At 74.9% G+C, this 20239-nt stretch carries 20 protein-coding genes; 11 read left to right on the top strand and 9 right to left on the bottom strand.

Translation table 11 applies throughout. The features are described 5' to 3' along the window. Positions 1-154 precede the first annotated feature (154 nt). Positions 155-511, top strand: coding sequence for a DUF6191 domain-containing protein (locus ACFYNO_RS09915; RefSeq protein ID WP_388008231.1), 357 nt, complete (start codon positions 155-157; stop codon positions 509-511). Between the two features lie 10 nt (positions 512-521). Here ACFYNO_RS09915 and ACFYNO_RS09910 read toward each other — a convergent pair whose 3' ends face one another. Together ACFYNO_RS09910 and pqqD are read right to left on the bottom strand one after the other, a co-directional pair. Next, the gene (locus ACFYNO_RS09910) at positions 522-920 is read right to left on the bottom strand and encodes a hypothetical protein (protein WP_388008228.1); all 399 of its coding nucleotides are present in this window, start codon (positions 918-920) and stop codon (positions 522-524) included. Between the two features lie 341 nt (positions 921-1261). Beyond that, entirely contained in the window at positions 1262-1633 is a 372-nt protein-coding gene (gene pqqD, locus ACFYNO_RS09905) for a pyrroloquinoline quinone biosynthesis peptide chaperone PqqD (RefSeq protein WP_388008225.1), read from the bottom strand. A 388-nt stretch (positions 1634-2021) separates the two neighbouring features. Between pqqD and ACFYNO_RS09900 the strand changes: the two genes are divergently transcribed. Both ACFYNO_RS09900 and ACFYNO_RS09895 read left to right on the top strand, forming a co-directional pair. Further along, complete coding sequence (locus tag ACFYNO_RS09900) at positions 2022-3386, top strand: MFS transporter (RefSeq protein WP_388008222.1); 1365 nt, start codon at positions 2022-2024, stop codon at positions 3384-3386. A gap of 149 nt (positions 3387-3535) precedes the next feature. After that, a complete protein-coding gene (locus tag ACFYNO_RS09895) occupies positions 3536-5626 on the top strand; it encodes an elongation factor G-like protein EF-G2 (RefSeq protein ID WP_388008219.1) in 2091 nt (696 codons plus the stop codon). Here the strand turns inward: ACFYNO_RS09895 and ACFYNO_RS09890 are convergent. After that, positions 5623-7251, bottom strand: a complete 1629-nt coding sequence (locus ACFYNO_RS09890; protein WP_388008216.1) for an AMP-binding protein — start codon at positions 7249-7251, stop codon at positions 5623-5625. The genes ACFYNO_RS09895 and ACFYNO_RS09890 overlap by 4 nt on opposite strands. 78 nt (positions 7252-7329) lie before the next feature. After that, positions 7330-8196: an Fpg/Nei family DNA glycosylase gene (locus ACFYNO_RS09885; protein WP_388008213.1), complete on the bottom strand. Its 867-nt coding sequence runs from the start codon at positions 8194-8196 to the stop codon at positions 7330-7332. Between the two features lie 178 nt (positions 8197-8374). Here ACFYNO_RS09885 and ACFYNO_RS09880 point away from each other — a divergent pair, with 178 nt between their 5' ends. The 3 genes from ACFYNO_RS09880 (at position 8375) to ACFYNO_RS09870 (ending at position 9809) form a co-directional block, all read left to right on the top strand. Continuing rightward, a complete protein-coding gene (locus ACFYNO_RS09880; protein WP_388008210.1) occupies positions 8375-9073 on the top strand; it encodes a transcriptional regulator in 699 nt (232 codons plus the stop codon). Between the two features lie 105 nt (positions 9074-9178). Further along, positions 9179-9358, top strand: a complete 180-nt coding sequence (locus ACFYNO_RS09875; protein WP_388008207.1) for a hypothetical protein — start codon at positions 9179-9181, stop codon at positions 9356-9358. 4 nt (positions 9359-9362) lie between these two features. Then, positions 9363-9809: an SRPBCC family protein gene (locus ACFYNO_RS09870; protein ID WP_388008204.1), complete on the top strand. Its 447-nt coding sequence runs from the start codon at positions 9363-9365 to the stop codon at positions 9807-9809. Between the two features lie 87 nt (positions 9810-9896). On the opposite strand, the gene ACFYNO_RS09865 is transcribed toward ACFYNO_RS09870, so the two are convergent. After that, the gene (locus tag ACFYNO_RS09865; RefSeq protein WP_388008201.1) at positions 9897-11540 is read right to left on the bottom strand and encodes an APC family permease; all 1644 of its coding nucleotides are present in this window, start codon (positions 11538-11540) and stop codon (positions 9897-9899) included. 377 nt (positions 11541-11917) lie between these two features. After that, entirely contained in the window at positions 11918-12349 is a 432-nt protein-coding gene (locus ACFYNO_RS09860; protein ID WP_388008198.1) for a DUF6299 family protein, read from the bottom strand. Between the two features lie 215 nt (positions 12350-12564). Here ACFYNO_RS09860 and ACFYNO_RS09855 point away from each other — a divergent pair, with 215 nt between their 5' ends. After that, positions 12565-13467 (top strand): hypothetical protein, encoded by a 903-nt coding sequence (locus ACFYNO_RS09855; protein WP_388008195.1) that lies wholly within the window; start codon positions 12565-12567, stop codon positions 13465-13467. A 103-nt stretch (positions 13468-13570) separates the two neighbouring features. After that, positions 13571-14452, top strand: coding sequence for an SGNH/GDSL hydrolase family protein (locus ACFYNO_RS09850; protein ID WP_388008192.1), 882 nt, complete (start codon positions 13571-13573; stop codon positions 14450-14452). 6 nt (positions 14453-14458) lie between these two features. On the opposite strand, the gene ACFYNO_RS09845 is transcribed toward ACFYNO_RS09850, so the two are convergent. From ACFYNO_RS09845 to ACFYNO_RS09835, 3 genes are read right to left on the bottom strand one after another with little or no spacing between them, the layout of a single operon-like run. Next, positions 14459-15091: a bifunctional 4-hydroxy-2-oxoglutarate aldolase/2-dehydro-3-deoxy-phosphogluconate aldolase gene (locus tag ACFYNO_RS09845; RefSeq protein ID WP_388008189.1), complete on the bottom strand. Its 633-nt coding sequence runs from the start codon at positions 15089-15091 to the stop codon at positions 14459-14461. 16 nt (positions 15092-15107) lie between these two features. Further along, entirely contained in the window at positions 15108-16706 is a 1599-nt protein-coding gene (locus ACFYNO_RS09840) for an amidohydrolase family protein (protein WP_388008184.1), read from the bottom strand. After that, the gene (locus ACFYNO_RS09835) at positions 16706-17980 is read right to left on the bottom strand and encodes an alanine racemase (protein WP_388008181.1); all 1275 of its coding nucleotides are present in this window, start codon (positions 17978-17980) and stop codon (positions 16706-16708) included. Before ACFYNO_RS09835 ends, ACFYNO_RS09840 begins: the two co-directional genes overlap by 1 nt. Before the next feature lie 77 nt (positions 17981-18057). On the opposite strand from ACFYNO_RS09835, the gene ACFYNO_RS09830 reads away from it, so the two are divergent. Genes ACFYNO_RS09830 through ACFYNO_RS09820 form a run of 3 tightly spaced genes read left to right on the top strand, consistent with a single transcriptional unit; the run spans position 18058 to position 20209 of the window. Continuing rightward, the gene (locus ACFYNO_RS09830; RefSeq protein WP_388008178.1) at positions 18058-19047 is read left to right on the top strand and encodes a sugar kinase; all 990 of its coding nucleotides are present in this window, start codon (positions 18058-18060) and stop codon (positions 19045-19047) included. Then, positions 19044-19778 (top strand): IclR family transcriptional regulator, encoded by a 735-nt coding sequence (locus ACFYNO_RS09825; RefSeq protein WP_388008175.1) that lies wholly within the window; start codon positions 19044-19046, stop codon positions 19776-19778. The genes ACFYNO_RS09830 and ACFYNO_RS09825 overlap by 4 nt, the downstream gene beginning before the upstream one ends. Before the next feature lie 23 nt (positions 19779-19801). Continuing rightward, positions 19802-20209: a RidA family protein gene (locus ACFYNO_RS09820; RefSeq protein ID WP_388008172.1), complete on the top strand. Its 408-nt coding sequence runs from the start codon at positions 19802-19804 to the stop codon at positions 20207-20209. Positions 20210-20239 lie beyond the last annotated feature (30 nt).

The following is a 20239-nucleotide window of genomic DNA, read 5'->3' as shown; positions in this document are numbered from 1 at the left end:
CGCCTTGGCGGTCACGGCCTCGCGCGGGTGGTGCGAGAAGACGGCCACCGCTCGGTCATGCCGTCACCGTGCCGGGGACTGACGGCCCATCATTCCCCCAGGTGGCGCCCCCAGCACGGGAATTCCTGCACACCGCCCATACGTTGTGGAGGTCATGAACACGCTCTTGGGTGGTGCCGGGAGCCTGCTGGTACCGGCGATCGTCACCGTGCTCTTCTTCGTCACGGCGGTCGCCCGCCGGGTGCTGCTCCGATCCCGCTCGACATCGACCGACCGCCCGGCGAACGGGCAGTCCCGCGGCGCCGCCGCCGGCGCCACCGAGGAGCTGCACGCCCTGCTCTACCCGGGCAAGCGGATCCAGCTGGAACAGCGTCAGGTGGAGCTCGTCCTGCGCGACGACGAGCAGGACGGGGCACCGCCCCGCACGGGCATCGACCTGGCGGGCGGCACGGCCGTGGTCCGGCCTCCGCACCGGGGCGGGGAGGGGCACCAGCCCGGCGCGGCCGGCTGAGGGCCGAGCCTCACCCCACCGGGATCTCGGCGGCGGAGACGGTGACGCGGTCTCCGAAACGGGCCCCCAAGTCCCGCTTGGCCTGGGCCAGGTCGCCGGCGACCCCGACTTCCACCACGCCCTGACCGAAGCTCAGCTCCGACCCGTCGCCAACGGTCACGAAGGTGTAGCCGGTCGTCTTCCCCATGAGCGCCTCCACCTGTCCACGGGTGGCCGCCAGCTCACCGATCGAACGCGGCGCGTCCCGCAGGTCGATGGGAACGCCCGGGGCGAGGCGGGCGAGGGCGCTGTCGAAGTCGGTGCCGGGCTTGCGGTAGACGACCAGGCGAGCATTCCGGGTGTCGACGACCAGGCCGGTGAAAGCGTCCTGGTGGGAGCGCCCGAGAGCCGAGACCCGGCCCGCCGCCACGTCCAGCCGCTCCTGGTCAGCCGGGCCGGAGCCGGACGGGGCGGGTGGGGCGGGTGGGGTGGACGAGCCGGGTGGGACGGGCGGCAGCGTTGGGCTCACCGGTGCGAAGCCGGACGGCGCCGGCGAGAGCGCAGGGCTCACCGCTGCGGCACTGGACGGGGCCGGCGGAAGTGCAGGGCCCGCCACCGAAGCGGTACTGCTCCGCCCGGCGCACCCCGCCGCCACCAGCACACACGCGACGGCCAGACCGGCGGCTGCCGCCGGCCTCCAGGGACGGGTGCGGAGCATGCGTCCACCTCAATTCAGCGGCAGCGGCGCCCGGTTGTCCGCCGCTGTTCGCCCTACTCTAGAGCGGCGCCCTCCCCCGCCGACCGCCCGCACTCGCCGCCCAGGCCGCTGCTCCGGCCCCGCTCGCCCAGGCAGACCGCCTCGATCAGCCCCTGCTCCGCCACCCCCGCGAGGAAGCCCAGGACCTGTTCCGCCGTCACCTCGAAGAACTCAGCCTCCAGCAGCGCCGCGATCTCGCCCGCCCCCCGGGTGCCGTCGCAGAGCCGCAGGACGGCGGCGGCGGTGGCGTTGAGCCGCAGCACGCCCTCGGCGTGCAGCAGGACGGGCACACCGTGCGCATCGTCCAGCGCGAGCCGGACGTCCCGGCGCAGGCGCCAGCCGACCGGGTGGGCCAGGATGCCGCGGCCGATCCAGCCGCCCTCCACCGGTTACCCGCCCGCCCCGGCGCGCCCGGCCGCCGCGGGTCTCTCGCGGACGGCGGCGCGGTGGCCGCGGTGCTGGCGCCCGGCGGCTCCGGCGCGCCGCTCGCGCAGCCCGTCGGCCCGCGGCCCGCAAGCCCGGCGTGCCCGAGTCCCGCTCATCAGCTGCCCCCGTCCGTGCCCCTGAGCACCGATCAGTCCTGCTGCGTATACGGCCGACACCATGATGACGCCACGCTGAGCAACCACGCAATCACCAAATGGAGTGAATCAACCCCCTACTCCACCCGCGACCCACAGGGTTGCGATGTCAAACCCGCCCCCGCTACGGTGCAGCCTCATGCAGACAGTTGGAAATCCAAACTCATCAGCTGGGCGCCCGCCCGGTCGTGCGGTGTTCCTGGTCGTCGCCACCGCCGTCTTCGTCGCCAACCTCGACCTCTTCATCGTCAACGTCGCGCTCCCGGCGATGAACCAGCACTTCCACGGCAGTACGCTGTCCGCCCTCTCCTGGGTGCTGAACGGCTACGCGATCGTCTTCGCCGCGCTGCTGGTGCCGGCCGGGCGGGTGGCCGACCGGATCGGGCACCGCACCGGGTTCCTGCTCGGGCTGGCACTGTTCACCGCCGCCTCCGCGCTCTGCGCGCTCGCCCCGGGCGTGGGCTGGCTGGTCGCCGCCCGGGTGCTGCAAGCGGCGGGGGCCGCTCTGCTGATGCCCACCTCGCTCGCCCTCCTGCTGGACTCCACCGCCCCCGAGCGGCGCGCCGGTGCCGTGCGGGCCTGGGCCTCGATCGGCGGGATCGCGGCCGGGCTCGGCCCGGTGGTCGGCGGACTGCTGGTGGAGGCCGACTGGCGCTGGGTCTTCCTGGTCAACGTGCCGATCGGCGCCGCCGGCCTGCTGGCCGGCCTGCGCGTGCTGCCCCGGCGCACCGTCAGGACCGCGGACGCCGGGGAGCCCTGGCCCGACCTCGCCGGCGCGCTGCTGCTCACCGCCGCGATCGGCCTGCTCGCCGTCGGCCTGGTCAAGTCCGACGGCTGGGGCTGGGGCTCCGCCCGGGTGCTGGGCTGCCTGGCCGGTGCCGCCCTGCTCACCGCCGGCTTCCTGCTGCGCTCCGCCCGCCACCCGGCCCCGGTGGTGGAGCTGCCGCTGCTCCGGGTGCCGGTCTTCGCGGCCGCCAACGCCACCGCGCTGCTCTTCTCGGTCGCCTTCGCGGGGATGCTGCTCACCTCCGTGCTCTGGTGCCAGCAGGTCTGGGGCTACTCGGCGCTGCGCACCGGGCTGGCCGTCGCCCCCGGACCGCTGCTGGTGCCGCCGATCACCCTGGCCGCCGCCCCGCTGCTGCGCCGCCTCGGCGCGGGCCGGCTGGCGGCGCTCGGGCTGCTGGCCTTCGGCGCCGGCCTCGGCTGGTGGGTGGCGGCGATCGGCACCGCCCCGGACTACGCCGCCGGCCTGCTGCCGGGCATGCTGCTCACCGGCGCGGGGGTGGGCCTGACCCTGCCGACCCTGCTCGGCACGGCCGCCGCCGCACTCCCGCCGACCCGCTTCGCCACCGGCTCGGCCGTCACCACGATGGGCCGTCAGGTCGGCGCGGTGGTCGGCGTCGCCGTGGTGGTCAGCCTGCTCGGCACCCCGCGCACGGCCGACCAGGCCCGCACGGCCTTCCAGCACGCCTGGTGGGCGCTGATCGCCGCCACGGCGCTCGCGCTGGTCACGACGGCGGTGCTGACCAGGACGGCGGCGGCCAGGGCGGCTGAGTAGCAGGGCAACCGGCCGGGGCCCGCAACCGAGCGCCCCACCCCCACTCCCACCCCCACCCCCGCCCCGGACGCCGCACCCCGATGGCCCGTCAGCTCCCCCGGTGCCAAGCTCGAAACCGGAGACCGCCCCCGTGCCCGAGGAGATCCGCCATGTCCGAGCGTGCCGCCGCCCACTCGGGAGCCGCCGCGCAGGCGCCGGCCGTGTCGGGACCGCAGGACCTGCGCAACGTGGTGCTGGTCGGAGTGAGCGGCTCGGGCAAGACCACGCTGGTGGAGTCGCTGGCGCTGGCGGCCGGTGCGGTGACCCGGGCGGGCAGGGTCGCCGACGGCAGCACGGTCTCCGACCACGAGGAGATCGAGCAGCGCCGCCAGCACTCCGTCCGGCTCTCCCTGGTCCCCGTCGAGTGGCAGGGCGTCAAGATCAACCTGCTCGACCCGCCCGGACATGCCGACTTCCTGGGCGAGTTGCGGGCGGGGCTGCGGGCCGCGGACGCCGCCGTCTTCGTGGTCTCCGCCACCGACCCGGTCTCCGGGCCGGTGCTGGCGCTCTGGCAGGAGTGCGCGGCGGCCGGGCTGCCCCGGGTCATCGCGGTCACCCACATGGACGCGGCCCGGGCCGACTTCGACGAGGTGCTGACGGTCTGCCAGGCGGCCTTCGGCGAGGGCCGGACCGACGCGGTGCAGCCGCTGGACCTCCCGGTGCGCAGCGACGGCCGGATGCGCGGCACGGTCGAGCTGATCTCCGGCGAGACCCACGGCGAGGCCGGCCGGCCGCCGGCCACCGGACCGGCCCGGGAGCGCCTGGTGGAGGCCATCGCGGGCGAGGACGACGAGCTGCTGGAGCGCTACCTCGGCGGCGAGGAGCTGGCGCCGGACGCGCTGACCCGCGGCCTGCGCGGCGCGGTGCTGCACGACGCGATCCACCCGGTGCTGCCGCTCACCGAGGACGGCACCGGCGCGGTGGACCTGCTGGACCTGATCGTCTCCGCCTTCCCAACCCCGCCGGACCGTCCGGGCCCGGAGGGCCTGCCGCCCGGCACGGCCGGCGACGCCTCGGCACCGCTCGCCGCCCAGGTGATCCAGAACACCGGCGACCCGTACGTCGGCCGGCTGAGCCTGGTCCGGGTCTTCTCCGGCACGCTCCACCCGGACCAGCCGCTCCGGCTGGCGGGCGCGGACGGCGCCGAGCCCGCCGAGACCAAGGCCACCGGCCTGACCAGCCCGTTCGGCAAGCAGCAGCGGCTGGTGGACCGGGCGGTGGCGGGCGACCTGGTCTGCATCGGCAAGCTGACGGAGGCCCGGGTCGCGGACACCCTCACCGATGCCGCCGAGCCGGCCGCCCCGCCGCCCCTCGCGCCCTGGCCGCTGCCCGAGCCGCTGCTCCCGGTGGCCGTGGAGGCGCAGAGCCGCAGCGACGAGGACAAGCTCTCCCAGGGCCTGGCCCGGCTGACCGCCCAGGATCCGACGGTGCGGCTGGAGCAGGACCCGGCCACCGGGCAGCTGGTGCTCTGGTGCACCGGCGAGGCGCACGCGGCCGTGGTGCTGGAGCAGTTGGCGGAGCAGCACGGCGTGCGGGTGGCGCAGGTGCCGTACCGGGTGGCGCTGCGGGAGACCTTCGGCGCCGCGGCCACCGGGCACGGGCGGCTGGTGAAGCAGTCCGGCGGGCACGGCCAGTACGCGATCTGCGAGCTGCTGGTGGAGCCGCTGCCGGAGGGCGGCGGCTTCGAGTTCGTGGACCGGGTGGTGGGCGGGGCGGTGCCGAAGCACTTCGTGCCCTCGGTGGAGAAGGGGGTGCGGGCACAGCTGGAGCGCGGGGTGGCCGGCGGGCGGCCGCTGGTGGACCTGCGGGTGACGCTGGTGGACGGCAAGGCCCACTCGGTGGACTCCTCGGACGCGGCCTTCCAGTCGGCGGCGGCGCTGGCGCTGCGGGACGCGGCGGCGCAGGCCCCGCTGCGGCTGCTGGAGCCGGTGGCCTCGGTGGCGGTGCTGGTGGCGGACGAGTTCCAGGGCGCGGTCTTCGGCGACCTGTCGGCGCGGCGCGGCCGGGTGCTGGGCGCGGAGCCGGCCGGACCGGGCCGCAGCCTGCTGCGGGCGGAGGTGCCCGAGCTGGAGCTGACCCGGTACGCGGTCGACCTGCGGGCGCTGACCCACGGCACCGGGTCCTTCACCCGCACCCCGCTGCGCCACGAGCCGGTGCCGCCGGCCGTGGCGCAGAAGCTGGCCAAGCCCGACGAGGGCTAGGCGCCCAGCAGCCGGACCGCCTCCTCCCGCATCTCCACCTTGCGCACCTTGCCGGTGACGGTCATCGGGAAGCCGTCCACCAGGTGCACGTAGCGCGGGATCTTGTAGTGCGCGAGCCTGCCGGTGCAGAAGGCGCGCAGGGCCTCGGCGGTGAGCGGGGCGGCGCCGGCGCGCAGCCGGATCCAGGCCATCAGCTCCTCGCCGTACTTCTCGTCCGGCACGCCGATCACCTGGGCGTCCAGCACGTCGGGGTGGGTGAGCAGGAACTCCTCGATCTCCCGGGGGTAGATGTTCTCGCCGCCGCGGATCACCATGTCCTTGATCCGGCCGGTGATGGCGAGGAAGCCGTCCGGGTCCATCACGGCGAGGTCGCCGGTGTGCATCCAGCCGTCGGCGTCGACGGCCTCGGCGGTCTTCGCCGGCTCGTCCCAGTAGCCGAGCATCACCGAGTAGCCGCGGGTGCAGAGCTCTCCGGGGGTGCCGCGCTCGACGGTGCTGCCGGTGGCGGGGTCGACCACCTTGACCTCCAGGTGCGGGCCGACCCGGCCGACGGTGCTGATCCGCTGCTCGAAGGTGTCGCCGGCCCGGGTCTGGGTGGAGACCGGGGAGGTCTCGGTCATGCCGTAGCAGATCGAGACCTCGCGCATGTTCATCTTCTCGATGACCTGCTTCATCACCTCGGCGGGGCAGGGCGAGCCGGCCATGATGCCGGTGCGCAGCGTGCTGAGGTCGTGGTCGGCGAAGCCGGGGTGGTTGAGCTCGGCGATGAACATGGTGGGCACGCCGTAGAGCGAGGTGCAGCGCTCGGCGGCGACGGCGGCCAGGGTGGCGGCGGGTTCGAAGGCGGGGGCGGGGATGACCACGCAGGCGCCGTGCGAGGTGGCGGCCAGGTTGCCCAGCACCATGCCGAAGCAGTGGTAGAAGGGGACGGGTACGCAGATCCGGTCGGCCTCGGTGTAGCCGCAGAGCTCGGCGACGAAGTAGCCGTTGTTGAGGATGTTGCGGTGCGAGAGGGTGGCGCCCTTGGGGAAGCCGGTGGTGCCGGAGGTGTACTGGATGTTGATCGGCTCGTCGGCGTCGAGCCCGGCCTCGATGGCGGCCAGTTCGGCGGGGTCGCCGGCCCGCCCGTCGGTGAACAGCCGCTCCCAGGACTCCTCGCCGATCAGCAGCACGTCGCGCAGCGCCGGGCAGTCGGGGCGGGCCTCGGCCAGCATGCCGGCGTAGTCGGAGGTCTTGAAGGACGGCGTCGCGACCACCGTCCGGGCCCCCGACTGGCGCAGCACGTAGCTCAGTTCGTGGGTGCGGTAGCCGGGGTTGATGTTGACCAGCACGGCGCCGATCCGGGCGGTGGCGTACTGCAGCAGCATCCACTCGGGGCAGTTGGGCGCCCAGATGCCGACCCGGTCGCCCTTGCGCACCCCGAGGGCGTGCAGGCCGAGGGCGAGCACCGCGGTGTCGGCGCCGAACTGCCGGTAGGTCCAGCGGCGGCCGCTGGGGACGTCCACCAGCACCTCGCGCTCGCCGAAGCCGGCGACGGCGCGCAGCAGGTTGGCGCCGATGGTGTCGGTGAGCAGCGGCGGGTCGGTGGGTCCGCTGGCGTGGCTGGGCGCGGTGGCGAGGGTCATCGGGTGACTCCGGAGGGTGCGGGGACGGGCACGCAGGAGGCTGCCACAGCCGGGGCCGCGCGGCCAGACCCCGCCGGCTCATTTCAGCAGGCGGGAGAGCCTGCGGTCGGCCAGCGGCTTGCCGCCGGTCTGGCAGGTCGGGCAGTACTGCAGCGAGGAGTCGGCGAAGGAGACCTCGCGGATGGTGTCCCCGCAGACCGGGCAGGGCTGACCGGTGCGGCCGTGCACCCGCAGGCCGGTCTTCTTCTCGGCCTTCAGTTCGCCCGCGGCCACGCCCCGGGAGCGTTCCACGGCCTCGCGCAGGGTGTCGCCGATCGCCGCGTACAGGGTGTCGGTCTCCGGTCCGGTGAGCTTGGCGGCGAGCTTGAAGGGGGACATCCTGGCCGCGTGCAGGATCTCGTCGGAGTAGGCGTTGCCGATGCCGGCCAGCACGCTCTGGTCCCGCAGCACGCCTTTGAGCTGGCGGCGCTCGCCGGCCAGCAGCTCGTGCAGCCGCTGCACGGTGAAGCCGGGGTCGAGCGGGTCGGGGCCGAGCCGGGCGATGCCGGGGACCTCCGCGGGGTCGGCGACGCAGTAGACGGCGAGGCGCTTCTGGGTGCCGGCCTCGGTGAGGTCGAAGCCCTCGGCGGGGTCGCCGGCCAGCCGGACCCGCAGGGCGAGCGGGCCCTTGCCGGGGCGGGGCGGTTCGGCGGGCAGACCGGCCTGCCAGCGCAGCCAGCCGGCCCGGGCCAGGTGGAAGACGAGGTGCAGGTCGCCGGCGGTGACCACCAGGAACTTGCCGCGCCGTCCGACGGCCTCCACGGTGCGGCCGTGCAGCGCGTCCAGCGGCGGCGCGTAGGTCTTCAGCACGTTGATCGCCACCGGGTGGATCCGGGCGATCTCCCGGCCGACCAGGTGTTCGGTGAGGTAGGCGCTCAGCGCCTCGACTTCTGGCAGCTCCGGCACCCGTCCAGCATGCCGCACGGCACCGGCGGGCCGGGCGAGCCGCGCCGATCAGTCGGATCATCCGTCCGGCCCCGGCCCACCCCGCACGACCTCGGGAAACACGTCCCCGCGCGCTCCCCCACCGGGCGTGCCGCCGCCGCTACGCTGGCCCCGCCCGCGCCTACCGAGGAGCCGCCCGATGAGCCCGACGCCACGCGAGGCGCTGCTGACCCTCCGTCAGGAGCTGGCCCCGGCCGAGTCGGAGAACCGGCTGGTGCCCCGGCTCGAGCAGGGCCTGGCCCCCGTCTCGCTGCTCGCCGAGCTGGCCGCGCAGCAGTACCGGATCCTGCGCAGCGACCGCCGCAGCCTGCTGGTGCTGGCCGCCCGCTGCGCGGACCGGCCGGCCGGCGGGTACTTCGCCAAGCTGGCGGCCGGCGAGTCGCTGGCGCTGGCCGAGCTGCCCGCGCTCGGCGCCGCCTGCGGCCTGGACGAGGCCGGGCTGGCCGGGCGGGAGCCGCTGCCCGGCTGCCAGGCCTACCCCGCGCAGCTGGCCTGGCTGGCGCTGAACGGCGACCCGGTCGCCACCGTGCTCGCGCTGACCGCCAACTTCGCCGCCTGGGGGCGGTACTGCGCGATCACCGCGACGGCGCTGCGCCGCCACTACGGCTTCTCCGACCAGGCCTGCGCCTTCTTCGACTTCTTCGCCACGCCGATGCCGGAGCTGGAGGAGGAGGCGGTCGCGGTGGTGGCGGCGGCCGGCCTGGACGAGGCCGTGCTGGCCGAGGGCCGCCGCTACGGGCGGCTGCTGCAGGCCTACGAGTTGATGTTCTGGAACACCCTGGCCGCGCTGACCCCCGCCGCCGAGCCGGCCGTCGACCCCGGCCTCGGACTCGCCTGAGCGGAAAGCCCCGATCCGTCCGGTTTGCCCGCCCCGTGCCCCCGGGCGCAGGCTGGAGGGATCGGAGCGGCCGCGCCGCTCACCGTCGCGAGCAGGGAGGACACCATGCCCATCGGCCCGGAGCACCCCGAGCGGGCGACCGCACCGGCGGAAGCCGACCAGGGCGCAGTCCCGGCGGAGGAACCGGGGGACACCAGCCTGCTGGAGGGCATCACCTCGGATCAGGTGATGCGCGCGCGTGAGGAGAGCCGCGCGGAGGGCGAGCCCTACGAGGACGCGGAGTGATCGGATGCACACCCTGGAAGAGCAGATCGACCTCGACGTCCCGGTCCAGGTGGCCTGGGAGCAGCTGCACCGGGTGCACCAGTACCCGGAGTTCGTCGACGGCCTGAAGCACGCGCACGCGCACGGCAACCACCGGGCCCACCTGGACATCGAGGTCGACGGCCAGGAGCGGGTCTTCGAGACCGCGATCAGCGACCACGGGGCCGGCCAGGTGATGGACTGGCGGACCCTGGACGGTGCCCACCTGCACGGCACCGTGGTGCTGCGGCAGCTCGACCCGGGCTCCACCCAGCTGCAGGTCCGGGTCGAGTACGAGCCGGACGCGGTGCACGAGGCCTTCGGCGGCCCGCACGGCTTCGCCCAGTCCGGCGTGATCGAGCGCACCGTGCGCAGCGACCTGGAGCAGTTCAAGCGGCTGGTCGAGACCGACCGGCCGCTCCCCGGCGGCTGAGCCCCGGGGCGAACGCGGCGGACGCCGGACCAGTCCTGGTGGTCCGGCGCCCGCCGCGTTCGCTGTCTCCGAATGTCCGACGGGGCGTCAGTGGCCGCCCTCGTCGACCACCTCGACGTCCGAGATGTTCCGCTCGATCTCCTCCGCCGGCAGCGCGACGGCGCGGGCCCAGTAGTAGATCCCCACCGCGAAGGCGGTGATCAGGGCGATGTCCCACCAGAGCGGGATGATGTTCTTCGCCGAGTCGCCGAAGCCGCCCAGGTAGGAGATGACGCCCAGGCCGATCAGGTAGACCGGCAGCCACTGGGCCGCCTTGAAGGCCATGCTCGGGGCGTTCGGCAGCCGCTTGGCGGTGGCGTACCAGGCGTAGCCGCCGAGCAGCAGGTAGCCGAAGACGATGGCGCAGCCGAGCCGCCACAGGGTGTCCCAGCCGGACCAGTAGATGATCAGGCTGGCGACCACGAAGGAGACCGGGGAGATGATCTCGCCGTAGGGCAGCCGGTAGGGGCGGTTCATCTCCGGCATCCGCTTGCGCAGCGCGCCGAAGGCGAGCGGGGCGCCCGCGTACATCAGCACGCTGGCCGAGGTGATGAAGCTGACCAGCTGCTGCCAGCTGGGGAACGGCAGGAAGCAGACCACGCCGGTGACGAAGGAGATCGCCAGGCCGAACCACGGCACGCCGCGCTTGTCGGTGCGCTCGAAGAGCTGCGGGGCGTAGCCGTTGCGGCTCAGGCCGTAGGAGATCCGGGAGGTGGAGGTGGTGTAGATCAGGCCGGTGCCGCCGGGCGAGACCAGCGCGTCCACGTAGAGCACCCAGGCCAGCCAGCCGAGGCCGACCACGGTGGCCAGGCCGGCGAACGGGCCGCTGATGCCCTCGTAGGCCAGGTTGGCCCAGCCCTTGGCGAAGCTGGCGCCGGGCAGCGCGCCGATGTAGACCACCTGCAGCAGGGTGTAGATCGCGGCGCCGATGAAGACCGAGCCGAGCACGGCGCGCGGGATGTCCTTCTTCGGGTTCTTGCTCTCGCCGGAGAGCTGGATCGCCTGCTCGAAGCCGAGCAGCGCGAAGATGATGCCGCTGGTGCTGATCGCCCCGAGCACGCCCTTGGCGCCGAACGGCAGGAAGCCGTGCGAGGTGAAGTTCGACGGGTGGAAGTTGGTGATCGCCAGCACGAAGATCGTCGCCAGCGGGACGAAGACCTTCCACCAGGTGGCCACGCTGTTGGTCCGCGCCAGCAGGCGCACCCCGAGGAAGTTGACCGCGACGAAGACCGCCATCAGCAGCACGGCGACCGCGAAGCCGGACGGGGTGAGGGTGCCGTTGGCGTGCAGGAAGCCCTGGGCGAAGTGCCAGTGGCCCGCGTAGCCGATCATCGCCTCGACCTCGATCGGCGCGACGGTGGCCGCCTGCAACCAGGAGAACCAGCCGAAGCTCATGCCGGCCAGGCCGCCGAAGGTGTAGTGCGGGTAGCGGGCGGTGCCGCCGGCCACCGGGAACATGCCGCCGAGCTCGGCGTGGACCAGCGCGAGCAGCACGATCGCGACGGCCCCGACCCCCCAGGAGATGACGGCCGCGGGGCCGGCCACCACGACGGCGTTCTTGGCGCCGTAGAGCCAGCCGGAGCCGATGATGGAGCCGACCGAGGCCCAGAGCAGGCCGATCAGGCCGATCTCGCGGCGGAGCTTGCCGCCGCTTCCGGTGCCGGTCGCCGCTATTTTGTCAACAACTGCCATGAATGGGGACCCTCTTCAAAGATGGCGGACGAGAGTGCGGTGAACGCTAGCGGTCGATTAGGGATCTGCAAAGACCCGTGGTCCGAATAGTTATGTTCCGGACGCTTGCTAGCACGGAGATTCAGAATCCGCACTCGCCGCCCGCCTGTTGAGATCGCCGCAGGTCAGAGCCGTAGCGGCACTGGGCCACTTACACGTGACAAAGTCCGTACCAACATTTGAGGAGGATTTGAGCTTCGCCGGACGGCGGCTTTCGATGAGTTCCGCACACGGTTTGGGATCGCATTTCCGGGGCAGATCAGGGCCCGTTCGGGTCCCATTGCGGCCGGGCCGGGCTGATCTGACGGTCCGTCCGCCCGGCCGTGCCCCGGCGGGATTCAGCCCGCCGCCGGGGCCAATGTGACCTTCTGGTGCTGCACGGCCAGCGGCTGCGGCAGCGGCAGCCCGCCGGAGGTGTCCAGGCGCACCAGGCTGACCTCGGCCTCGGCCGGTCCGCCGCTGCTCAGGGTCAGGTAGCGCGGGGTGTCCTGGCTGCTCCAGGCGTGCTCGGCGCCGTCGCAGACCGCCCGGCTGCTGCCCAGGCTCTGCTGGATGTCGCCGGTGCGCAGGTTCGCGGCCAGGAAGACCGGGCCGGAGCCGGTGCAGCGGTAGGTGCCGGAGAGGGTGACCGAGCCGTCCTGGCCCAGGGCCGCGGTGGGCGAGACGGTCACCTGGTCGGCACCGGCCGCGAGGGCCGGGGTGGCCGCGGTCAACACGGCACAGAGCAGGGCGCCGCCGGCGGCGGCGAGGGCGGACGGGCGGATGGCCACGGTTACCTCCGGTCACGGGCGTCACCCTGCGGTGACGGCTGATTCGGGCCAGTGGTACCGCCTCGCGACCGGTTTGCGCCGGATTGTCACCCGCCCGGCGGCGTGTCCTGGTCCACACCAGTGACCCTCTTGCCCCGGTAGCGGGCCCTGCGGCAGGCTCGTCGCCAGGGGGCACAGCGGCGTGCCCCCGCAGCTACCGGAGAAGGACCTGCCAGATGACGAGCCCTCAGGCCCCCCAGAGCGTGATCCCCCCGCTCTTCGCCGGCCTCTGCGACGATGCGGCGGTCTTCCCGCCCGGTGACCTCCCGCTCACCGAGGCGCTGCCCGCCCACCGGGCCCACCGCACGGCCTGGTACGCGGACCTGGTCGGCCCGTTCCTGGTCGCCGCCGGCCGGCTGGGCCAGCTCGCCGAGCAGCTGGAGGCGCTGCCGGGCGAGTCCGGCGAGCCGCTGGCCGTCGGCCTGATCGTGCCCGACGGCAGCAAGGGCCTGGAGCCGGCGCTGCGCCGGGTCGCGGCCGACCCGCGGCTGCGGCTGGCCGGGCTCGAGGTGCTGGCCGACCAGGGCGGCAGTGCGGCCGAGGGCGTCCGCTCGGTCCGCGCGGAGCTGGACCGGCTGGTGCCGGAGCTGGCGCCCGGGGCGCCGGTGGCCGTGGAGGTGGTGCGCGGCCCGGACCTGCTGCTGGCCCTGGACGAGCTGGAGGGCGGCCCGTACCGGGCCAAGTTCCGCACCGGCGGCCTGACCGCCGAGGCCTTCCCCGGCGAGCTGGAGCTGGCCTCCTTCCTCTACGGCGCGGTCTACCGCAAGCTGTCCTTCAAGTGCACCGCCGGCCTGCACCACGCGGTGCGGCACGAGGACCCGGCCACCGGCTTCGCCCACCACGGCTTCCTCAACGTGCTGCTCGCCGCCCACCTGGCGCTCGGCGGCGCGGAGCACCCGGAGCTGGCGGCGGCGCTGCGCGAGCGCGAGGGCCAGGTGCTCGCGGCCGCCCTGGCGGAGCTGACCGCGGAGCAGACGGCGGCCGTGCGGGCGGCCTTCACCGCCTTCGGCACCTGCAGCATCGCCGAGCCGCTGGCCGATCTGGCGGCACTCGGACTGGTCGCCATCCCGCCGAGCTGACCGGCTCGTCCCCGCCCCTTACCCTGCGCGCTACCTGGCGGTAACCTCTCCCGGTCCCACCCGCGCGGCCAACCGGGCCGCGCCGGGTGCCACGGGAGGGTCCATGCGCATCTCCAGCAGAACCGGCCGCCGCCTGCGCGCCGCGGCCGGCGCCGCCGTGCTCGGCACCACGCTGCTCGGCCTGGCGGCCGGCCCGGCCGCGGCCGCCGAGCCGCACCACACCCGCTACTACCTGGCGCTGGGCGACTCGCTCGCGGCCGGCTACCAGTCGCTGCCCGGCGGCGGCCACGAGGTCGGCCACGGCTACGCCCAGGACCTGGCCCGCACCCTCGGGCAGCGGGCGGCGGCCGACCGCCGGGGCTTCTCCTTCACCGACCTGGGCTGCCCGGGTGAGACCAGCGGGTCGATGATCAACGGCGGCTGCGCCTTCCCGCACGACTACCAGGGCCCGCAGCTGGCTGCCGCGGTCGCCTACCTGAAGGCGCACCACAAGGACGACCTGACGGTCACCCTGGACATCGGCGCCAACAACGTGGACGGCTGCGCGGACGGCGGCTCGCTGGACGCGGCCTGCGCCGCCAAGGGCATCGCCACCGCGGGCAAGGACCTGGGCACCATCCTGACCGCGCTCAAGTCGGCGGCCGGCCCGCACACCCGGATCGTCGGGATGAACCTCTACGACCCGTTCCTGGCCGCCTGGATGACCGATGCCCAGGGGCAGGCCATGGCCACCCTCTCGGTGCCGCTGGCCGACACCCTGAACGGGGTGCTGGAGTTCCAGGACTTCGTGCACGGCGTGCCGACGGCGGACGTCGCGGGCGCCTTCGACACCAACTCCTTCCTGCCGCTGGTGGACCTGGGCGGGCAGCGGGTGCCGCTGAACGTGGCCCGGATCATGAGCTGGACCAACATGTCCCGCGGCGACATCCACGCCAACGACACCGGCTACCAGGTGATCGCGGACGCCTTCCTGCGCAAGCTCTGAGCCTGCTCAGCTCCCCAGGGCGGCGGTGAACTCCTTCGCCCTTCGGGTCAGTCCGGCCCAGTCGCCGGCCGCCACCGCGGCCGGCGGCACCAGCTCGCCCCCGCCGCAGACCGCCAGCGCCCCGTGCGCCAGGTAGTCGGCGGCATCGGCCCCGGTCACCCCGCCGGAGGCGACCAGCGGCACCCCGGGGTACGGGCCGCGCAGGTCCTTGAAGTAGCCGGGGCCGAAGGCGCGGGCCGGGAAGACCTTCACGGCGGCGGCGCCCAGGTCCACCGCCTCGGCCACCTCGGTGGGGGTGAGCGCGCCCAGCAGCACGGGCACCGCGCCCGCCGCGGCCGCCTCGGCGACCGGCCGGCGCAGCCCCGGGGTGACCAGGTAGCCGGCGCCGGCCCCGATCCCGGCCCGGGCCTGCTCGGCGGTGAGCACGGTGCCCAGGCCCACCCGGCAGTCCAGCCGCTCGGCGGCGGCCGCGGCCCGCTCCAGATGGGCCGTCACCTCCGGGGTGGTGCAGGTCAGTTCGATCCACCGGATGCCGCCCTCGCGCAGCGCGGCGCAGAGCCGGACGGCGTCGGGTATCGCGGGGGCGCGGACCACCGCGATCACCCGGTCGGCGGCCAGCTCGTCGCGGAACTCGGTCATCTGGGGGCTCCTTCGGTCAGCGGACCCGGCCGTCCGGGCCGCGGCGCAGCGCGCGGCCGGGCAGCGCGCCGGTGGGGCGGGTGTCGCGCAGCACGGCGGTGCCGTTGACGAAGACGTGCTGGATGCCGGCGGCGGGGCGGCGCGGGTGGTCGTAGTCGGCCCGGTCGGCGACCGTGGCGGGGTCGAAGAGCACCAGGTCCGCGCGGTGGCCGGGGCGGACCAGGCCGCGCCGGTGCAGGCCGAGCCGGCGGGCCGGGCGGCCGGTCATCCGGTGCACGGCGGCCTCCAGGGTGAGCACGCCCTCCTCCCGCGCGTAGCGGCCGAGGTAGCGCGGGAAGGTGCCCCAGGCCCGGGGGTGCGGGCGGGCGCCGACCAGCAGGCCGTCGCTCCCGGCGGTGTGCGCCCGGTGGCGCATGATCGCCCGGACGTTCTCCTCGTGGCCGACGTGCTGCAGGATGGTGCTGCCCAGCGCGTCGGCCAGCAGCAGCTCGAAGAACGCCTCGGTGCCGGACTGCCCGCGCTCGGCGGCGAGTTCGGCGATGGTGCGGCCGACGGCGGCGCCCAGTGCGGGGTCGGCGGTGCCGGAGATCTGCACGGTGTGCCAGTCGGCGACCACGCCGTGGCAGCCGTCGCTGCCGGTCTGCTCCAGCTCCCGGCGGATCCGCTCCCGGGCCGCCGGGTCGGCGAGCCGGGCCAGGGTGGCGTCCGGGCCGCCCTCGGCGGCCCAGCTGGGCAGCAGCGCGGCCAGCGTGGTGGAGCCCGGCAGGTAGGGGTAGCTGTCCAGGGTGAGGTCGACGCCCTCGGCGAGGGCCGCGTCCAGCAGGTCCAGCAGCTCGCCGGCCCGCCCCTGGTTGACGGCGAAGTTCATGGTGGCGTGGGCCAGGTGGAGCGGGCAGCCGGAGCGGCGGGAGATCTCCACCATCTCGGCGTAGCCCGCCAGCGCCCCGGCGCCGTAGGACCGCTGGTGCGGCGAGTGGTAGCCGCCGTGCTCGGCCACCACGGCGCAGAGCGCGGCCAGTTCGTCGGTGTCGGCGTACATGCCCGGGGTGTAGCTGAGCCCGCTGGAGAGCCCGACCGCGCCCTCCCGCAGCGCCTGCGCCAGCAGCTCGCGCATCCGGTCGAGTTCGGCGGCGCCCGGCGGGCGGCGGTCCCAGCCGAGCACCAGGGTGCGCAGGGTGCCGTGCGGCACCAGGTAGCAGGCGTTGACGGCGATGCCCCGGTCCAGCCGGTCCAGGTACTGGCCGACGGTCCGCCAGCTCCAGTCGAAGCCGGCCGGATCGCCGTTCCAGCCGGCCAGTTGGCGGCGCAGCACGGGCAGCGTGCGCTCGTCCACCGGCGCGTAGGAGAGGCCGTCCTGGCCCAGCACCTCGCAGGTGACGCCCTGGGTGACCCGGGACGGGTGGCCGGGCTCCACCAACAGCCGCAGGTCGGAGTGCGAGTGCATGTCGATGAAGCCGGGAGCCAGCGCCAGCCCGTCGGCCGCCACGACCTGACGGGCCGTCAGCCCCTGGCCCAGCTCGGCGATCACGCCGTCCCGGACCAGCACGTCGGCGCGGAACCGGTCGGCGCCGGTGCCGTCGATGACGGTGGCACCGCGCAGCAGCAGCTCGGCCATCAGAAGAACGTCCGGACCAGGTCGACCACCCGGGGCCCGGCCGCGTCGGCGTCGTCGAGCACCGGGATCAGGGTCCACTTGTCGAAGGCCGTGCAGGGGTGCGAGAGCCCGAGCCGGACCACCTCGCCGAGCTCGGCGCCGCTGTCGCGCAGGAAGGCGTGCTGGTCGTTGAGGGCGGTCACGGTGCCGGTCAGCGCACGGCCCTCGCGCGTGCGCTGCACGGTGGGCAGGCCCTCGTCATAGGGGAAGTCGCGCTTGCCGCCGTCCAGCAGGGCGAGCCCGGGCTCCGGCCGGGAGGCGACCCTCGCCCAGCCGTGCATCGCGGTGCGCAGCGGGGCCGGGCCGCCGCCCCGGGCCAGCGGGGAGATGCCCTGGTAGAAGCCGGAGTCGTGGATCAGGTAGGCGCCGGAGCGCAGCACCGTGACGGTGTCGGGGACGGCGCCGAGCACCCGGGCGACCTGGTCGAAGTAGGCGCTGCCGCCGGCGCTGAGCAGCACCGGGCCGGTGCCGTCGTAGAGCCGGTCGGCGGCGATCCGGGCGTGCAGGGCGACCAGGCGCTCCAGGTAGGCCTCGACGACGGCCAGTCCGTCCGGGCCGGCGTCGTGGGCGAGCGCGCCCTCGTAGCCGCCGACGCCGGCCAGCCGCAGCCCGGGGGTGGCGGCGATCGCGCGGGCGGTGGCCAGCGCCGCCTCCTGGTCGCGGGCACCGGTGCGCCCGCCCGGGCCGCCGAGTTCGACCAGCACGTCGATCGGGCGGCCGGCGCCGGTCAGCGCCGCGCCCATCTGCCCGACGGCGGCGGGCGAGTCGGCCCAGCAGGTGAACTCGAAGCCGGGGTCGGCGGCCAGCTCGGCGGCGGCCCAGCGCAGCCCGGCCGGGTCGAGCAGCGCATTGGCCAGCAGCAGCCGGCGCACCCCGAAGGCCCGGGCCACCCGCAGCTGGGCGAGGTTGGCCAGGGTGATGCCCCAGGCGCCGGCGTCCAGTTGGGCCTGCCAGAGGGCGGGGGCCATGGTGGTCTTGCCGTGCGGGGCGAGCCGCACACCGGCCGCGGCGCACCAGTCGGCCATGGTGCGCAGGTTGTGCGCCAGCGCGCCCTGGTCAAGGGTCAGCAGCGGGGTCGGGAACTGCGCGAGCACCGGCTCGGTGGCCAGGAACTGACGGGCCGTCAGTCCGTGCGCGGCCGCCGGCAGCGCCTTGAACCGCCAGTCCAGCTGCTCCTCGGCCAGTGCGGCCACCTTCGCCCGGTCCACCCGGCACCTCCCGATGCGCTGCAGCATGTGCAACGGTCTTTGCATATGTTGCTACAGCGGTTCTAACATGCGCCACGAAGCCGGTCAACGAAGGAGCGTGCCTGGTGGGAGAGGTGCCCGAGGCGGTCTGCCTGGGCGAGTCGATGGCGGTGCTGCTGCCCGACCGGCCGGGCTCGCTGGCCGCCGTGGAGTCCTTCCGCGCGGCGGTCGGCGGGGCGGAGTCCAACACCGCCTGCGCGCTGGCCGCGCTCGGCATACCGACCGCCTGGGTCAGCCGGGTCGGCGACGACGGCTTCGGCCGCCGGCTGCTGGCCGAGGTCGCCGCCCACGGCGTGGACACCTCCGCCGTGGCCGTGGACCCGGAGCGCCCGACCGGCCTCTACCTCAAGGAGGGCGGCCCGCACGGGCCGGTCCCCCGCTACTACCGGGAAGGCTCCGCCGCCGCCGCGCTCGATCCCGGCTACCTGGCCGAGCCCGCCGTGGCCCGGCTGCTGGCCGGCGCCCGGCTGCTGCACCTGTCCGGCATCACGCCCGCGCTCTCCGACGGCTGCCTGGCCCTGGTCCGCGAGCTGCTGGCCCGGCCCGGCCGGCCCACCGTCAGCTTCGACCTCAACTGGCGTCCCGCGCTCTGGCGCCGGCGTGACCCGGCCGTCCTGCGCGAACTGCTGGACGCGGCCGACCTGGTGCTGTTCGGTGCCGACGAGGCCGCCGCCGCGCTCGGCACCGGCGACCCGGCCGAACTGCGCGCCCTGCTCCCGCACCCCGCCACCCTGGTGGTCAAGGACGCCGCCCACCAGGCCACCGCCGTGGACCGGGACGGCCGCCACAGCACCGAGCCCGCCCTCGCCGTCACCGTCGTGGAGCCGACGGGGGCGGGCGATGCCTTCGCCGCCGGCTACCTGGCCGGCACCCTGCGCGGCCTGGACCAGCACCGCCGGCTGCGCCTGGGCCACCTGGCCGCGGCCGCCGCGCTCACCGCCCACGGCGACCAGGGCACCCTGCCGCCCGCCGACCGGCGGGCCGCGCTGCTGGACGCCTCCCCCGCCGACTGGGCCGCGGTCCGGGTCGGCCCCGAGGGGTGGCGGCTGCCGTGAGCCAGACCGTCGACCGGGCGCTCGTGCTGCTCACCGAACTGGCCGAGGGCGAGCGCTCGCTGGAGCAGCTGGCCGGCCTGCTCGGGGTGCACAAGACCACCGCGATGCGCCTGCTGCAGAGCCTGGAGCAGGCCCGGCTGGTCTACCGCGACGCCGAGTACCGCTACCACCTGGGCGCCGGCCTGTTCGCGCTCGCCAGCCGCGCCGTGGAGCAGCGACCGGTGCGCCGCACCGCCGCCCCCCACCTGGCGGCGCTGAACGCGGCCACCGGGCAGACCGTGCACCTGGCCGCCCTGGAGGGCAACGAGGTGGTCTACATCGACAAGTACGAATCCCGGCAGCCGGTGCGGATGTACTCCCGGATCGGGCTGCCGGTGCCGATGCACTGCACCGCCTCGGCCAAGGTGCTGCTGGCGGCGCTGCCGCCGGAGGAGCGCGACCGGCGGGTGGCCGAGCTGGAGTTCACGCCGTTCACCGAACGGACCCTGACCACCCCGCAGGCGCTGCTGGCCGAGCTGGCCCTGGTCGCCGAGCGCGGCTGGGCCCAGGACCGGGCCGAGCACGAGCCGTTCATGAACTGCCTGGCCGCGCCGGTCCGGGACCCCGGCGGGCAGGTGGTCGCCGCCGCCTCGCTCTCGGTGCCGAACCTGGTCCTGCCCTACGAGGGCGTCCTGGAGCTGCTGCCGCAGCTGCTGGCCGCCACCGCCGCCGCCTCCGCGGTCGGCAACTGACCGCCCACCAGAGGAGCACGCCGATGACCGAGAAGACCGAGATCCGCACCACCGGTGCCCCCGCCCCCGCCTGGGTGTTCTCCCAGGGCGTGCGCAAGGGCCCGGTCCTGCAGGTCTCCGGCCAGGGGCCGCAGGACCCGCGGACCGGCGCCTACCTGTACCCGGGCGACGTCCGGGCGCAGACCCGGCGCACCCTGGAGAACGTCAAGGCGGTGCTGACGGCGGGCGGCGCCGGGGTGGCCGACGTGGTGATGTTCCGGGTCTACCTGACCACCCGGGAGGATTTCGCGGCGATGAACGAGGCGTACGCCGAGTTCCTGGCCGAGAACCTGCCCGAGGGTGCGGTCAAGCCGTGCCGGACCACGGTCATGGTGGAGCTGCCGAACGAGGCGATGCTGGTCGAGATCGACGCCCAGGCCGTGCTGGACTGAGCACCCGCCGAACGGTCGGCCCGGTGCCGG

The sequence above is a fragment of the Kitasatospora sp. NPDC006697 genome, from assembly GCF_042869935.1.
Taxonomy (GTDB): domain Bacteria; phylum Actinomycetota; class Actinomycetes; order Streptomycetales; family Streptomycetaceae; genus Kitasatospora.
The sequence above is the reverse complement of the archived record's forward strand: the minus strand, read 5'-3'. Positions and strand labels throughout refer to the sequence as shown.

Coding starts and splice junctions, on each gene's coding strand:
- ACFYNO_RS09915 (WP_388008231.1), top strand. CDS start 155: ATGAACACGCTCTTGGGTGGTGCCGGGAGCCTGCTGGTACCGGCGATC.
- ACFYNO_RS09895 (WP_388008219.1), top strand. CDS start 3,536: ATGTCCGAGCGTGCCGCCGCCCACTCGGGAGCCGCCGCGCAGGCGCCG.
- ACFYNO_RS09890 (WP_388008216.1), bottom strand. CDS start 7,251: ATGACCCTCGCCACCGCGCCCAGCCACGCCAGCGGACCCACCGACCCG.
- ACFYNO_RS09880 (WP_388008210.1), top strand. CDS start 8,375: ATGAGCCCGACGCCACGCGAGGCGCTGCTGACCCTCCGTCAGGAGCTG.
- ACFYNO_RS09875 (WP_388008207.1), top strand. CDS start 9,179: ATGCCCATCGGCCCGGAGCACCCCGAGCGGGCGACCGCACCGGCGGAA.
- ACFYNO_RS09870 (WP_388008204.1), top strand. CDS start 9,363: ATGCACACCCTGGAAGAGCAGATCGACCTCGACGTCCCGGTCCAGGTG.
- ACFYNO_RS09865 (WP_388008201.1), bottom strand. CDS start 11,540: ATGGCAGTTGTTGACAAAATAGCGGCGACCGGCACCGGAAGCGGCGGC.
- ACFYNO_RS09855 (WP_388008195.1), top strand. CDS start 12,565: ATGACGAGCCCTCAGGCCCCCCAGAGCGTGATCCCCCCGCTCTTCGCC.
- ACFYNO_RS09850 (WP_388008192.1), top strand. CDS start 13,571: ATGCGCATCTCCAGCAGAACCGGCCGCCGCCTGCGCGCCGCGGCCGGC.
- ACFYNO_RS09845 (WP_388008189.1), bottom strand. CDS start 15,091: ATGACCGAGTTCCGCGACGAGCTGGCCGCCGACCGGGTGATCGCGGTG.
- ACFYNO_RS09840 (WP_388008184.1), bottom strand. CDS start 16,706: ATGGCCGAGCTGCTGCTGCGCGGTGCCACCGTCATCGACGGCACCGGC.
- ACFYNO_RS09835 (WP_388008181.1), bottom strand. CDS start 17,980: ATGCTGCAGCGCATCGGGAGGTGCCGGGTGGACCGGGCGAAGGTGGCC.
- ACFYNO_RS09820 (WP_388008172.1), top strand. CDS start 19,802: ATGACCGAGAAGACCGAGATCCGCACCACCGGTGCCCCCGCCCCCGCC.